The following is a 14,732-nucleotide window of genomic DNA, read 5'->3' on the forward strand; positions in this document are numbered from 1 at the left end:
GCGGCGTCGATCATCGCGACCAGCATGAGGACGGATGCCGCGGCGTCGGGCCACCGCGCCCGGCCGCGGTCGGCTGCCAGACAGCAGGCGCCGAGCGCGGCCGGGGCGATGGCCCAGGCGTGCAGCAGTTCGGTCACGGGTCAGCCGTGGTGGTGGTGCTCGCCGTGCGCGTGGCCCTCGTGCCCGCCGCCGTGAGCGTGGGCAGCGGCGTCATGGCCGTGGGCGCCGGGGGTCGGGCCGTAGCCGCCGCTCGCTGCGTGCACGTGACCGGTGCCCGCCGCACAGTGCGCAGACTCGGGCGCCGGCACGTGGAGGGTGGGGTTGCGCTCGAAGAAGTTGTACGGCTTCAGCGTGAACTTGGCGTAGTCCATCGGCATGACCGGCCAGTCCTCGTTACGGGGGAAGTGCGTGAGCCCGAACGTGTGCCAGAGCACGACGTCCTGGCCGATCAACGGCTCGTCTCCCTCGATGAAGGCCGGCAGCCCGCCGCCGCCCGGGTGCTGGTTGACGAAGTCGCCGGCCGCATAGCGCTCGGCGGGGTCGTACTTCGTCACGAACAGGTTCTTCGTCGCGAAGGCTGCACGCGACGCGATCGACGACGCGTCGTCGGCGAGGAGCACGGGTGTCTCGGTGGGGAAGAGCACGTAGGAGGTGGGCTGACCCATCGACGTGGTCTGCTCGGTCGACGCGATCTGCCAGACGCGGTTGCGGGCGCCGTCGGCGAGGCGGCCCGACACCTTCTCGGAGGCGATCGGCACGACGCTCTTGGTGAACGCGTTGCCGGCGGGGTTCTCGGCCGAGATCGGCACGCGCACGGCGTCGATCTCGTTCACGACGTTCGCGACGCCGTCGACCGTCATGTCGAGCCGCGCCGAGAAGAGGTGCTGGTGGTACGGGGCGCCGAGGCCCGGCGCGACCTCCGAGGCGAACGGGTAGGGCGATCCGTCCTCGTTCACGCCCGGGTAGGCGGAGGTGAACAGGATGCCGGTGAGCTTCGCCTCGCACTCGATGGTGCCGTCGAGGTAGAGGTACCAGAAGAACCCGTAGTCGTAGTTGCCGACGGTGGTGAAGAACGAGATCACCAGCCGCCGCGACCGTCGCACCTCGGCCGCGCCGGTGAAGATGTCGGTGTGCTTCCAGAGCGAGCCGAAGTCCTCCTCGTGCATGCACACGCCGTTGCGCACGGTGCGCGGCATCCCGAGCTCGTCCGCGAGGATCGCGTCGACGTACGTGATGTCGCCCACGCAGTCGCAGCCGAGCTCGAGCTCGTTGGTGTACCGGCCGAAGAGATATTCGCCGGTGTCGAAGTAGTTCTGCCAGAACCTGTTCGGCTGCGGGTCGGCGTAGGGCACGACCATCTCGCTGATCGACCCGCGGTACATGACCGGGCGTCCCGCGAACGAGAGCTGTCGCAGGATGAGTCCCTCGCGCGTGTCGAAGCCGATCCGGAGGTCCCACTCGCCCCAGGTGACGTGTTCGCCGTCGACGGTCAGGCTCGATCCTTCGGGCTGCGCGATCACGATGGGCTTGAGGCCCTCGAGGGGTGGGCCCTGCAGCGCGGGATCGTCGTAGTTGCCGCTCGTCTGCGGGATGTCGTAGCCCGGGTTGTCGACGACCTTGATGACCGAGCGGGCGGCGACGTCGATGTAGGCGGTGAGCCCATCCACCGGGTGCGCCCAGGGGTGATCCGCGGCGTGGAACTGCTGGAAGGCGAACGTGCGCAGGATACGGCGCCCGGCCTCGTCCTCGTACCCGTAGCTGCCTGCCGACAGCGGCACGAGCACGACGTCGTCCGGCGTCAGCCCGCGCCCCGCGAGAGCAGCCACCCACTCCGCGTTCTCGTTCGCGATGACGCCGACCTCTTCGAACTCGGCGTCGAGGATCGGCAGCTGCCCTGCGGTGCCGTCCAGCTCGACGGACGAGAGCACGTCACCGTCGGCCAGCGAGACGACCAGGTCGAGCGACCGTGCCGACCGCATGTCGAGCAGCTGCACGCGTGCGCGCCGCTCGGGCAGCGGGCCGGTGCCGGCCTCCCACGCCAGGATCTCCGGCTTCGGCGCCTCTTCGAGACCGACGTAGGCGAATCGCGTCGCGTCCGTCGTCGTGTCGAGTCCGAGCACGATCGCGCGCACGGCTTCGATCTCGGCGGGCGTCAGTGACGCGAGCGGATGCTGCGGCGCGGGCGGTGCGGTGAAGCCCGAGGCGGTGGCGATGTCGGTGATGGTCATGGTGCTCCTTCGGTGCGGGGATGGATGTCGGATCGCCGTGCCTCAGCCGGCGATCGAGTCGGTGAGCTTCGCGTACGCCGCCGGGCGGCGGTTCTTGATCCAGGCGGCCTGGACGTACCCGAAGACGGGGACGACGACGACGAGTCCGAGCAGGAACCAGCTGACGGCCGCGAAGACCGGGTTGCCGTCGGCGTCGACGTCGCCCACCATGATCGGGAAGTACGCCACGATGAGGGCCGCCGAGAGCATGAGCCCGACGAATCCGAGGGCGGGAGCGATCACGGTGTTCCACACCCGCCGGTCCTTCTTCGTCCTGACGAAGTACACGATCACCGCGACCGAGGTGAGCCCCATCAGGATCGCGATGGCGAGCGTCGCGACACCGGCGAACCAGGTGAAGACCTGCAGCACGGGGTCGAGGCCCAGGACCGCGAAGACCGCGATCAGCACGACCGCCGTGACCGTCTGCACGAGCGACGACACGTGCGGCGAGAGGTGCTTCGCGTGCACCGCGCCGAGCTTGTCGGGGAGCACCCCGGAGTTCGCCATGGAGTGCTGATAACGCGTGACGACGTTGTGGAACGACAGGACGCAGGCGAACATCGCGGTGATCAGGAGGATGTTGACGGCGATCTCGCCGAACGAGCCGAGGTAGCGGGCCATCGTGGTGATGATGAACGTGCCGGGGTCCTCGGCGATGGCGTCGAGGACGTTGCTCGGCCCCCACGCCATGACCAGCCCCCACGCCGCCAGTGTGTAGAACACGCCGATGCCGATCACCGCGGCGTACGTGGCGCGAGGGATGGTCCGGTTCGGGTCCTTCGCCTCGTCGCGGAAGATCGCCGTGGCCTCGAAGCCGATGAAAGCGGCGATCGCGAACATCAGCCCGACACCGGGGGAGCCGCTCGCGACGTTCGCGGGCTCGAAGGGAGCGAGGCTCAGGCCCTCGGGGCCGCCGCTGACGACGACGGCGACGACCATCGCCAGGACGATGCCGACCTCCGCGATCAGCAGCACGCCGAGCACCTTGCTCGACAGATCGATGTGGCGGTAGCCCAGCACGCCGACGACCGCGATCGTGATCAGCGACATCAGCCACCAGGGCAGAGCCGGGCCGCCGATCGACTCGACGGTCACCGACAGGATGTAGCCGATGTACCCGTACACCGACACCTGGATGGTGGTGTAGGTCAGCATCGCGATCCACGCGCTCGCGAGCCCGGTCGAGCGGCCGAGGCCGTAGCCGACGTAGGTGAAGAAGGCGCCCGGCTTGGGCACGTGGCGGGTCATCGCCGCCAGCCCCACCGAGAACAGCAGCAGGATCACGGCGCTGATGGCATAGAGCGCCGGGAAGCCGATGCCGTTGCCGAGGAGCATGCCGAGCGGCGCGGCGCCGCCGATGACGGTGAGCGGGGATGCGGCGGCGACCACCATGAAGACGATGGCGGTGACTCCGAGCGAGCCGGTCAGCGTCCGCTTCGCGGACGCCTCGACTCCCTTCGATTCGAGCTGGGTCATGGCAGAACCTCCGGGCGACACGGGAACGGGGATGCCCTGAGCCTCGCGGCAGCGCATTGCGGCGCCGTCGCGCGCCGGTGAAACCTCGCGCATGCCGACTGAGATCGGCCAGCGCGGGTGTCTCAATCGGGCGATACACGGGCGAAACACGCGGGTAGCGGCCCGGCAACCGCGCCCGCGTAACGTCTCACGGGCACCACCGGAGGCGACATGACCGCACTCGAGCGCGCGATCGCGCGACCCGACCCCGTCCACGACTTCGGGGCGCGTTCACCGCTGGACGGCCTGGATCGCCGCAGCGTGGGCTTCTTCGATGTGCTCGCCCAGTCGGTGGCCGCCGTCGCCCCGGCTGCCGCGGCGACCACCGTCGTGCTGCTCGTCGCCGGCATCTCACCCTCGGCGACCGTGCTGTCGATCGTGCTCGCCGGCGTCCTCAGCCTCCTGGTGGCCCGGACGATCTCGCAGTTCGCGCGGCGGCTGGCCGCTGCCGGTTCGACCTACACCTACACCGCCCGCGGCCTGGGTCCGGGTGCCGGACTCGCGTCCGGCGCGGCGATCCTGGTCGGCTACGGTGCAATCGCGATGTTCGCGCTCCTCGGCGGGGCGTACTACGTCACCTTCCTCCTGGAATCGGCTTGGCCCGAGGCGGGTGGCCCCGGAACGCTCTCCGCGGTTCTGGCGGCGGAGGCGGCCTTCGTCGCCGTCGTGCTCGTGCGCGGCATCCGTCTCTCGTCTCGCATCGCGCTCGTCGTCGAGGTGCTCTCGGTGGCTCTCATCGCCGTGCTCCTCGTCGTGCTCCTGATCCGGATCGGTCCGATCGACCCGGGGCACGTGCTCGGCTTCGCCGGCTTCGATCCCGCTGCGCTCGCCGCCGGCTCGGTCATCGCGCTCACCGCCTTCGTCGGCTTCGAGAGCGCGTCGACGCTGGGCGTCGAGGCGCGTGCGCCGCTGCGCAACGTGCCGCGGGCGATCGTGTGGACGGTGCTGCTGTCGGGCGGGCTCTTCGTCCTGGCGGCGGTCGCCCAGGTCGCGGGCTTCGACGCCATCGGCTCCTCGCTCGCCGCCAGTGCCTCGCCGATCAACGAGCTCGCCTCGGCGTACGGGCTGGGCGGCTGGGGCGTCGTCGCCGACATCGGCATCGCGGCCTCGTTCGTGGCGTGCGCGATCGGCTCGACCACCGCGCTCACCCGAGTGCTGTTCACGATGGGGCGCGACGGCGTGCTGCCGCGGCCGGCGGGCAGAGCGCACCCGAAGTTCGGCACGCCGATCGGCGCGGTGGCACTGGCCTTTCCGCTCATCGCGGGTGTGCCGTTCGTGCTCCTGCTGTCGGGAGTCGACGTTCGCGGTGCGATGCACGCGACCATCGCCGTCGGCGGCGCGGGCTACATCGTCGCCTACATCCTGGTGTGCGTCGCGGCGCCGGTCTTCCTGCGGCGCATCGGAGAGCTCACCGTGGGCTCGGCGATCACGGCGATCGTCTCGGCGGGCGTCCTCACCGGCGCCCTCGTCACCTTCTTCGCGGTCGACGCCGCGAGCGGCAGTGTCGCACTCTGGGTGGTGCTGGCGGTCGGCGCCGTCGCCGCAGTCGCGGTGGCGGTCCGACTGCGTCGCGGCACGCCGTCACTCGCGCGCGTCGGGTCGTACGACGAGCCAGTCGCCTCGGAGGTGCTGGGCGGCATCGCCCGCCGGGAGCGGAGGAGCGGTGCCTGAGAGGGTGTCGCCGGGACCTACCCTGACCGCGCGCCAGCCGAAGGCCGTGCACAGCGCGCTCACCGTGCTGGAAGCGGTGGCGCATCTGGGCGCCGGTGCGACTGCACGCGAGATCTCCCTCGAGCTGGGGCTGCCGCGAGCGACGACCTACCGCCTGCTGAATCTGCTCGTACAGGACGAGTACCTGGTGCGCACTCCTGACCTCGCCGGGTTCGCTCTGGGCGCCAAGGTCGTGCAGCTCGCCGCCGTGGCGGCGCCGCCGGCACGCCTGACCTCGGCGGCGCGCGGAGTGCTCGCCGAGGCGCGCTCAGCGCTGCGCGGCGGCGTGCATGTCGTCTTCTTCGTCGAAGGTCGAATCTCGGTCATCGACGCCGACCCCGACTTCCCGCTGTCGGACGAGCTTCGCCTCGCCCGCGAGCCGGAGCGGTTCGCGATGGGCCGGCTGCTCACGATCGAGCAGGGGACCGCCGAGGATGCCTCGCGCACGGACTTCGCCGCGCTCGGCGCCACTCGCCAGCGGGGTGAGCTCGCCCCGGCATACGGGTGTGTCGCGGTGCCGATCGTCGACGGCACCGGGCGGTTCGCCGGAGCCGTCGGGTTCTCCGGGCCGCGCCACCGGGTCGACGAGCCTGCGGGGGTGCTGGCGGTGCTGCAGCCGGCGGCCGCCCGCCTCGGTCCCCTGGTGGTGTGACGTCACCCCCGCGCGGACCGGGTAGACTGTCAGAAGCTCTCCGCGAGGCGGCATCCAGGCCAACTCCCCCAGGACGGAAACGTAGCAAGGGTAACCAGGCTCTGCCGGGTTCGCGGAGAGTCTTAATTTTCCCGGGCGCGCCGATGGACCCCGCGTTCGGACAGGGCTCAGGGGTCGGCGGCGAAGGGGCCGTCGAGCACCGCCCACTGCAGCAGCATGATGGTCTTCGCGTCCTGGATCCGCCCATCGCGCACCATCGCGCGAGCCTCATCGATGCCGATCTCGAGCAGCTCGATGTGCTCGCCCTCCTCCTGGAGGCCGCCGCGGTCGCCGGTGCGGGTCGAGCCGTCGTAGCGGGCGGCGAAGAAGTGCAGGCGTTCGGTGACCGAGCCGGGGCTCATGTACACGTCCCAGACGTGCTCGAGCTCGCCCACCTCGACGCCCGTCTCCTCGGCCGCCTCCCGTCGGATCGCCGTCGCCGGGTCATCGTCGTCGAGGAGTCCCGCCGCCGTCTCGATGAGCATGCCGTCGGGGTGGTCGTTGACGTAGACGGGGTAGCGGAACTGGCGCGTGAGGAGCACCGTGCGCTGCTCGGGGTCGTAGAGCAGCACCGTGGCGCCGTTGCCGCGATCGTAGGTCTCGCGCTGCTGCGTCTCCCATCGGCCCGCCGGGTCGCGGTACTCGAGCGTGGTGCGCCGCAGCACGTGCCACGCCGAGGCCAGCACCTCGACGTCCGTCACGTGGACGTCCGCGTTGCGCTGCAGGTCGCGTCCGGCCCGGTCGAGGCCCGTGCGGCCGCGGTGATCGGGGACATCGACTCCGGGGCGCGGCTCAGGCATGCCTCGAGCGTAATCGCGCCGCGCCGATGATCCGGCGGCGAGCCCCGGCAACCTGCCTGCCCCGAGGCCGCGGCTGCCTGCTCGCCCTAGAGGACAGCATCCTGCTCGCCCAATAGGCCGCGGCATCCTGCTCGCCCAATAGGGTGGTCGCGTGGCTCAGAGCATCTACATCACCTCGGCCGAAGGCCACTCGGGAAAGTCGACGGTCGCGCTGGGCGTGCTCGATGCGCTGAGCCATGCGACGGCGCGCGTGGGCGTGTTCCGGGCGATCGCACGCTCGACGATCGAACGCGACTACGTGCTCGAGATGCTGCTGGACCACGACGGCGTCGACCTGCCGTACGACGACTGCATCGGTGTCACGTACGACGACGTGCGGCATGATCCGGATGCCGCGCTTGCGACGATCGTCGAGCGCTACAAAGCGGTCGAGGCCCAGTGCGAGGCTGTGGTCATCGTCGGGAGCGACTACACGGATGTCGGCAGCCCTGCCGAGCTCGCCTACAACGCCCGCATCGCGGCCAACCTCGGCGCGCCGGTGCTGCTGGTGCTCGGCGGCCGTTCGGCGCAGAATCAGACCCAGCCCGAGCAGCTCGGGTCATCGCTGCCGCGCACCGCGGACGAGATGGGCCAGATCGCCGACCTCGCGCTCGCCGAGCTGCGTCATGGCCGCGCGAAGCTGTTCGCCGTCGTCGCCAACCGGGCAGAGGCAGGCAACGCCGAAGAGACCATCGCGGCGATCCGTCGCTCGGTCGACGCTCACCGCGGAGAGGCGACGGTGCCGGCCGCCGGGTCGCAGACCTCGGTTCCGGTCTGGGCCATCCCCGAGGATCGCCATCTGGTGGCCCCCTCGATCCGGGGCATCATGCGCTCGGTCGACGGCGAGCTGCTCTCGGGTGACCCGGACCGGCTCACCCGCGAGGCGCTCGCGGTCGTCGTCGCCGGCATGTCGATGGTCAACGTCCTTCCTCGGCTGCTCGAGGGCGCCGTCGTCATCATCCCCGCCGACCGCTCCGAGGTGCTGCTGGCCACCCTGCTCGCCAACGCCTCCGGCACCTTCCCCTCGATCTCGGGCATCGTGCTCAACGGCGGTTTCGAGCTGCCCGAGCCGGTGACACGGCTGATCGACGGACTCGGGTCGAGCGTGCCCATCATCACCACCGAGCTCGGCACCTACGAGACGGCGGTGCGCATCATGGGAACGCGCGGCCGCCTCGCCGCGGACTCGCAGCGCCGGTACGACACGGCGCTCGCCCTGTTCGAGCAGAGCGTCGACACCGACGAACTGCTCGTCGCGTTCGGTCTGGCACGCGCGACGGTCGTGACACCGCTGATGTTCGAGTTCCAGCTCATCGAGCGCGCGCGCGCGCAGCGCCGGCGCATCGTGCTGCCCGAGGGCGGCGACGACCGGGTCCTGCGCGCGGCGGCGACGGTGCTCAAGCGCGGCATCGCCGATCTGGTGATCCTCGGCGAGCCGTTCGAGGTGCGGGCACGCGCGATCGAGCTCGGGATCGACATCCAGGCCGCCGAGGTGCTCTCGCCGCTGGATCCCGTGCACGTCCACAAGTTCGCCGAGGAGTACGCGCGTCTGCGCGCCCACAAGGGCGTCACGCTCGGGCAGGCGTCAGACACCGTGACCGATGTGTCCTACTTCGGGACCATGATGGTGCACCTGGGGCTCGCCGACGGCATGGTCTCGGGCGCCGTCCACACGACCGCGCACACCATCCGCCCGGCGTTCGAGATCATCAAGACCCGCCCGGGCGTCTCGGTGGTCTCGAGCGTGTTCCTGATGGCGCTCGCCGACCGCGTGCTCGTCTACGGCGACTGCGCCGTCATCCCGGATCCCACCAGCGAGCAGCTCGCCGACATCGCGATCTCGTCGGCCGCGACGGCCGCGCAGTTCGGCATCGACCCGCGGGTCGCGATGCTCTCGTACTCGACGGGCGAATCGGGGTCGGGTGCCGACGTCGAGAAGGTGAGGGATGCCACCGCCCTCGTCCGCTCGCGGGCGCCGGAGCTGCTCGTGGAGGGGCCGATCCAGTACGACGCGGCGGCCGACGCCGCCGTGGCCGCGGCGAAGATGCCCGGCTCGGATGTCGCCGGACGCGCCACGGTGTTCGTCTTCCCCGACCTCAACACGGGCAACAACACGTACAAGGCGGTGCAGCGCTCGGCGGGCGCCGTCGCGATCGGGCCGGTGCTGCAGGGGCTCAACAAGCCGATCAACGACCTGTCGCGCGGCGCGCTCGTGGACGACATCGTCAACACCATCGCGATCACCGCGATCCAGGCGCAGGGGGAGTGATCCGCATGACCCCGGTGCTCGTCATCAACAGCGGTTCGTCGTCGTTCAAGTACCAGCTGCTCGACATGGACACCGAGCGCACGCTCGCGTCAGGTCTCGTCGAGCGCATCGGCCCTTCGACAGGGACCGGCCTCGCCCGTCACACCGTCCATGCGGCGGCTCTCGCGTCCGCAACCGGGCCGGCGCCGACGGTGCTCGACGCGACGCGCATCCGCGAGCTTCCGATCCCCGACCACACCGCCGGCTTCGCGGTCATGCTCGAGGCGTTCGCGGCCTACGGTCCGTCGCTCGCCGAGACCCCGCCGGTCGCCGTCGGCCACCGCGTCGTGCACGGCGGCGCGCGGTTCTTCGAGCCCACGCTGGTCACCCCGCTCGTCGAGATCAACATCGACGAGCTCGCGGTGCTCGCGCCGCTGCACAACCCCGCGAACCTGGCCGGGATCGTCGCCGGCCGCACGGCGTTCCCCGACGTGCCGCACATCGCCGTCTTCGACACCGCCTTCCACCAGACCCTGGCGCCCGCCGCCTACACGTACGCGATCGACGCGGAGGTCGCGGCATCCCATCGCATCCGCCGGTACGGGTTCCACGGCACGTCGCACAAGTTCGTCAGCGAAGCGGCCGCCGCGTTTCTCGGGCGGCCGCTCGGCGAGCTCAAGCAGATCGTCTTCCACCTGGGCAACGGCGCGTCGGTCACCGCGATCGACGGAGGCCGCTCGATCGATACCTCGATGGGCTTCACGCCGCTGGAGGGCCTCGTCATGGGCACGCGCTCGGGCGACATCGATCCCGCCGTGCTCTTCCAGCTCGAGCGGCGTGCGGGCATGACCGTCGACGACCTCGACGACCTCCTCAACAAGCGCAGCGGGCTGCTCGGCCTCGCGGGATCCAACGATCTGCGCGACATCCGTGCCGCCGTCGAACGCGGTGAGCCGCAGGCGCAGCTCGCCTTCGAGGTGTACGTCCACCGGCTGCGCTCCTACGCCGGCGCCTACCTCGCCCAGCTCGGCGGCGCCGACGTCATCTCGTTCACCGCGGGCGTCGGCGAGAACGCGCCGCAGGTGCGCGCCGGGGCCCTCGACACGCTCGGATTCGCGGGCGTCGAGATCGACCACGCACGCAACGAGAGCGCCGAGCGCGGCATCCGGATCATCTCGACGGATGCCTCGGCCGTGACGGTCCTCGTCGTCCCGACGGACGAGGAGCTCGAGATCGCGCGCCAGACGCTGAGCGTCGCCCGCCCGTAACCATCGCAGGGTGTCGACCCGGCGCCCGACCGCATTACGCTTGCTGGACGGCACGCTCGCTGTAAAGGCACGCTCGCCGAAGAGGCACCCTCGCTGAGACAAGCATCGTGGTGTGCCGAGCTCACCCGCACTCGCTCCCGGAGGTTCTGTGGCCCACGACGCCCTGCCCGATCTGACCGCGTTCGACGCTGTGCTCTTCGATCTGGACGGCGTCCTGACGCCGACGGCCGAAGTGCACATGCACGCGTGGCAGACCATGTTCGAAGAGCTCTTCGCCGCCTGGGACATCGCCCCGCCGTATACCGAGCGCGACTACTTCGACCACCTCGACGGCAAGAAGCGCTACGACGGCGTGGCGAGCCTGCTGCGCTCGCGCGACGTCGAGGTGCCCTGGGGCGATCCGTCCGACCCGCCGTCGGCCGACACGGTCTGCGGCATCGGCAACCGCAAGAACGCCGTCTTCGAGCGCGTGCTGCGCGCCGAGGGCATCACGGCCTATCCGGGGTCGCTGCGCCTGCTCGACGTGCTCGCCGGCGCCGGCACACCCGTCGCGGTCGTGTCGAGCTCCAAGAACGCGGAAGAGGTGCTGGCGGCAGCCGGCATCCGTGATCGCTTCACGGTCGTGATGGACGGCGTCATCGCCGAACGCGACCACCTCTCCTCCAAGCCGGCGCCCGATGTGTTCGTGGAGGCGGCACGGATGCTGCAGGTCGAGCCCGCTCGCAGCGCCGCGGTCGAGGACGCCATCAGCGGCGTGCGCTCGGCGGCGGCGGGCGGCTTCGGACTCGTGGTGGGTGTCGACCGCGGTGTCGGTGTGCAGGACCTCATCGACGCCGGCGCCCACATCGTGGTTCAGGACCTGGAGGAATTCGTACGATGATCGACCGCGACCGCTTCCCCGTAAACGAGTGGCGTCTGGTCGAGTCGTCGTACGACCTCGACGACGCCGGCGTCACCGAGACGCTGTTCGCCGTCGGCAACGGCTATCTCGGGCTGCGCGGAAACCACCCCGAGGGCCGCTTCGCGCACGAGCAGGGCACCTTCATCAACGGGTTCCACGAGACGTTCCCGATCCGCCACGCCGAGCAGGCGTACGGCTTCGCGGAGGTGGGACAGGCGATCGTCAACGCGCCCGACGCGAAGGTGATGCGCGTGTACGTCGACGATGAGCCGCTGTCGCTCGATGTGGCCGACATCCGCGAATACGAGCGCGCGCTCGACATGCGCGACGGCGTGCTCCGCCGGCACGTGCGCTGGATGACGCCGTCGGGCAAGGACGTCGTGATCGACATGGAGCGGCTCGTCTCTTTCGAGGAGAAGCACCTGGCGGTGATGACGATCGAGGTCACGGTGCTCAACGCCGACGCCCCCGTCACCGTCAGCTGCCAGATGATCAACCGGCAGGACGGGGAGGACGTCTACGGCGGCACTCCCACCGCGCCGAGGCGGGCCGGCTTCGACCCCCGCAAGACCGAGAAGCTCCACGAGCGGGTGCTGCAGCCGCAGGAGTACTGGCAGGACAAGCTGCGCTCGGCGCTGTCGTACCGCGCCACCGACTCGGGGATGACCGTCGCCGTCATCGCCGACCACCTGGTCGAGACCGAGAACGAGTACACCTCGCGCACGCTCATCGAACCCGACATCGCGAAGAACGTGTTCCGCGTGCAGGCCAAGGCCGGCGTGCCGGTGCGGGTCACCAAGCTCGTCAGCTACCACACCTCCCGCGGCGTGCCCGCCCGCGAGCTCGTCGACAGGTGCCGTCGCACGCTCGACCGCGCCCTCAGCGAGGGCGTCGGGGCGGTCCGCGCACAGCAGCGCGCGTGGCTGGACGAGTTCTGGCAGCGCTCGGATGTGCGCATCGGCGGCCACGGCGACCTGCAGCAGGCAACGCGCTGGTGCCTGTTCCAGCTCGCTCAGGCGACGGCCCGCGCGGACGGCCAGGGCGTGCCGGCCAAGGGCATGACGGGGTCGGGTTACTCCGGGCACTACTTCTGGGACACCGAGATCTACGTCCTCCCGTTCCTCGCCTACACGACGCCGCTCTGGGCGCGCAACGCCCTGCGCATGCGCTACCTCATGCTGCCCGCCGCCCGCAGGCGCGCGTTCCAGCTGAACGAGGCGGGGGCCCTGTTCCCGTGGCGGACGATCAACGGCGAAGAGGCATCCGCGTACTACGCCGCCGGCACGGCGCAGTACCACATCAACGCCGACGTCAGCTATGCGCTCGCCAAGTACGTGCGGGCGACGGGCGACGACGAGTTCCTCTACCGGGAGGGCGTCGACATCGCCGTCGAGACGGCGCGGCTGTGGGCCACCCTCGGCTTCTGGCGCTCGAACGACGGGGTGGTCGACGGCGAGGGCGACACGTTCCACATCCACGGTGTCACGGGCCCGGACGAGTACACCACCGTCGTCAACGACAACCTGTTCACGAACGTCATGGCCCGGTTCAACCTGCGCTTCGCGGCGCGCACCGTGCGCGACATGGCGGACGTCGACGGCGAGGTCTACCGACAGATGGTCGACCGTCTCGCGCTGGAGCCCGGGGAGCCCGAGTCCTGGGAGCGCGCCGCGGAGGCCATGCACATCCCGTTCAGCCCGGGACTCGGCATCCATCCCCAGGATCACGTCTTCCTGGAGCGCGAGATCTGGGACCTCGAGAACACGCCGCCCGACAAGCGGCCGCTCCTGCTGCACTTCCACCCGCTCGTCATCTACCGGTACCAGGTGCTCAAGCAGGCCGACGTGGTGCTCGCGCTGTTCCTGCAGGGCAACCACTTCTCGGATGAGGACAAGCTCGCCGACTTCGAGTACTACGACCCGCTGACCACCGGCGACTCGACGCTGTCGGCGGTCGTGCAGGCGATCCTCGCGGCCGAGGTCGGCTATCAGGATCTGGCGCTCGAGTACTTCCGGGAGTCGATCTTCGTCGACCTGGGCGACCTGCACCACAACGCGGCCGACGGCGTGCACGTGGCGTCCGCGGGTGGGGTCTGGACCGCGCTGGTCTCGGGCTTCGGCGGCATGCGCGACCACTTCGGCGAGCTGTCGTTCGACCCGCGCCTGCCGGCCACGTGGCCGTCGCTCGAGTTCGTGCTGCACTGGCACGGTACGCGCCTGGTCGTCACCGTCACGCGCGACCAGCTGCGCGTGCGCGCGACCGAGGGCGAGCCCGTCGGCTTCAGCGTGCGCGGTGTCGGCTACGTCGTCGGCGCGGGCGAAGAGGTCGTCGCGCGCCTCGACGGACAGGGGCCGGTGATCGCCGGTCGCCCGTCGCTCCGCGAGCTCGGCGATGCCCGCCGCGAGGACGGATCGCTGCTGTCGGCCTCGGTGCCGACCGTCACCTCGACGATCCCGATCATCGTGGGCGCGGCGGATATCGAGCACGGCGCCGACGCCTGACCGCCCCGCGACAACAGGAGATCCGGCGAGGACAGGACGATCCGAGGCGATTCGTCCTGTTTCCGCCGGATCTCCTGTTGTGTGCGGGTACGCACGGCGGGCCCGATGGTCACGCGCGGGCGAAGAACTCCCTCTCATGCTCCATCGAGCGGGTGAACGCGGCGCTCATGCGCGCCCGCTCGTGCGGTCCGGCTTCTCGCGCCGCTGCGTCGGCGATCTCGGCCGCACGCGCGGTCGCGGCCGTGAAGCCGGGGTCGCCGTACATCGCGAGCCAGTCGTCGTAGGGGTGCCCGTCGTGGCGCCGGGCCGCCAGGCGGACGCCGAGGTCGGTGTACAGCCAGAAGCACGGCAGCAGCGCGGCGACGAGCTCCCCGTAGGACCGCGCCGAGGCGTGCAGATGGTTCGTGTAGGCCAGGGTCTGCGGAGCGGGTGCGTTCGATGCCGTCCCGAGATGCGACTCGTGCAGCCGTCGCTCCTCGACGATCGAGGACTCGGCCGCGCGCGCCCAGAACGCCTGCTCCTCTGAGTTCGGCGCGAGCGCGCTCGCCTTCGCCAGCACGCGGGAGTACTCGCCGAGGTAGAGCGCGTCCTGGGCGAGGTAGCGCAGGAACGTCTCGCGCGGCAGGCTGCCGTCGGCCAGCCCTCGGACGAAGTCGAGGGCGTCGACGTCGGCGCGCACGGCGGCGGCGGCCGCCCACACCTGCGCCGACCACGACGCGGCGGGGCGGGTCACCACGGCCCCTCCACCCGCCGTCCCCGCTGCCACTCCGCTCGCCGTCCCCGCTGCCA

At 70.7% G+C, this 14,732-nt stretch carries 10 protein-coding genes and 1 other RNA gene; 7 read left to right on the forward strand and 4 right to left on the reverse strand.

All coding sequences use genetic code 11. The features are described from left to right. Positions 1-140: 140 nt before the first annotated feature. Both B1729_RS15170 and B1729_RS15175 read right to left on the reverse strand, forming a co-directional pair. Positions 141-2,228: a primary-amine oxidase gene (locus B1729_RS15170; protein WP_163619270.1), complete on the reverse strand. Its 2,088-nt coding sequence runs from the start codon at positions 2,226-2,228 to the stop codon at positions 141-143. A 42-nt stretch (positions 2,229-2,270) separates the two neighbouring features. Continuing rightward, the gene (locus B1729_RS15175; RefSeq protein ID WP_163619272.1) at positions 2,271-3,746 is read right to left on the reverse strand and encodes an APC family permease; all 1,476 of its coding nucleotides are present in this window, start codon (positions 3,744-3,746) and stop codon (positions 2,271-2,273) included. 210 nt (positions 3,747-3,956) lie between these two features. On the opposite strand from B1729_RS15175, the gene B1729_RS15180 reads away from it, so the two are divergent. The 3 genes from B1729_RS15180 to ffs all read left to right on the forward strand — a co-directional run bounded on the left by B1729_RS15180 (position 3,957) and on the right by ffs (position 6,275). Continuing rightward, entirely contained in the window at positions 3,957-5,456 is a 1,500-nt protein-coding gene (locus tag B1729_RS15180; protein ID WP_163619274.1) for an APC family permease, read from the forward strand. Beyond that, positions 5,449-6,147, forward strand: coding sequence for a helix-turn-helix domain-containing protein (locus B1729_RS15185; RefSeq protein ID WP_239539664.1), 699 nt, complete (start codon positions 5,449-5,451; stop codon positions 6,145-6,147). The genes B1729_RS15180 and B1729_RS15185 overlap by 8 nt, the downstream gene beginning before the upstream one ends. Before the next feature lie 31 nt (positions 6,148-6,178). Continuing rightward, positions 6,179-6,275, forward strand: an RNA gene (gene ffs, locus B1729_RS15190) — signal recognition particle sRNA small type. A gap of 39 nt (positions 6,276-6,314) precedes the next feature. Here the strand turns inward: ffs and B1729_RS15195 are convergent. Then, positions 6,315-6,986 carry an NUDIX domain-containing protein gene (locus B1729_RS15195; RefSeq protein ID WP_163619276.1) on the reverse strand — a complete coding sequence of 224 codons (672 nt, stop codon included), beginning with the start codon at positions 6,984-6,986 and terminating at the stop codon, positions 6,315-6,317. Between the two features lie 151 nt (positions 6,987-7,137). On the opposite strand from B1729_RS15195, the gene pta reads away from it, so the two are divergent. The 4 genes from pta to B1729_RS15215 all read left to right on the forward strand — a co-directional run bounded on the left by pta (position 7,138) and on the right by B1729_RS15215 (position 13,943). After that, positions 7,138-9,294 carry a phosphate acetyltransferase gene (pta, locus tag B1729_RS15200; RefSeq protein WP_163619278.1) on the forward strand — a complete coding sequence of 719 codons (2,157 nt, stop codon included), beginning with the start codon at positions 7,138-7,140 and terminating at the stop codon, positions 9,292-9,294. Between the two features lie 5 nt (positions 9,295-9,299). Next, positions 9,300-10,541: an acetate kinase gene (locus B1729_RS15205; RefSeq protein ID WP_163619280.1), complete on the forward strand. Its 1,242-nt coding sequence runs from the start codon at positions 9,300-9,302 to the stop codon at positions 10,539-10,541. Between the two features lie 112 nt (positions 10,542-10,653). Then, positions 10,654-11,421, forward strand: coding sequence for an HAD-IA family hydrolase (locus B1729_RS15210; protein WP_239526097.1), 768 nt, complete (start codon positions 10,654-10,656; stop codon positions 11,419-11,421). Next, positions 11,418-13,943: a glycosyl hydrolase family 65 protein gene (locus B1729_RS15215; protein WP_163619282.1), complete on the forward strand. Its 2,526-nt coding sequence runs from the start codon at positions 11,418-11,420 to the stop codon at positions 13,941-13,943. The genes B1729_RS15210 and B1729_RS15215 overlap by 4 nt, the downstream gene beginning before the upstream one ends. A gap of 109 nt (positions 13,944-14,052) precedes the next feature. Here the strand turns inward: B1729_RS15215 and B1729_RS15220 are convergent. Next, on the reverse strand, positions 14,053-14,732 hold a 680-nt coding region (locus B1729_RS15220), incomplete at its 5' end, for a TenA family protein (protein WP_204318941.1).

It is taken from the genome of Microbacterium sp. B35-04 (genome assembly GCF_010634885.1).
In the GTDB taxonomy this organism is placed as follows: Bacteria; Actinomycetota; Actinomycetes; order Actinomycetales; family Microbacteriaceae; genus Microbacterium.

Coding starts and splice junctions, on each gene's coding strand:
- B1729_RS15180 (WP_163619274.1), top strand. CDS start 3,957: ATGACCGCACTCGAGCGCGCGATCGCGCGACCCGACCCCGTCCACGAC.
- B1729_RS15175 (WP_163619272.1), bottom strand. CDS start 3,746: ATGACCCAGCTCGAATCGAAGGGAGTCGAGGCGTCCGCGAAGCGGACG.
- B1729_RS15195 (WP_163619276.1), bottom strand. CDS start 6,986: ATGCCTGAGCCGCGCCCCGGAGTCGATGTCCCCGATCACCGCGGCCGC.
- B1729_RS15170 (WP_163619270.1), bottom strand. CDS start 2,228: ATGACCATCACCGACATCGCCACCGCCTCGGGCTTCACCGCACCGCCC.
- B1729_RS15215 (WP_163619282.1), top strand. CDS start 11,418: ATGATCGACCGCGACCGCTTCCCCGTAAACGAGTGGCGTCTGGTCGAG.
- B1729_RS15205 (WP_163619280.1), top strand. CDS start 9,300: ATGACCCCGGTGCTCGTCATCAACAGCGGTTCGTCGTCGTTCAAGTAC.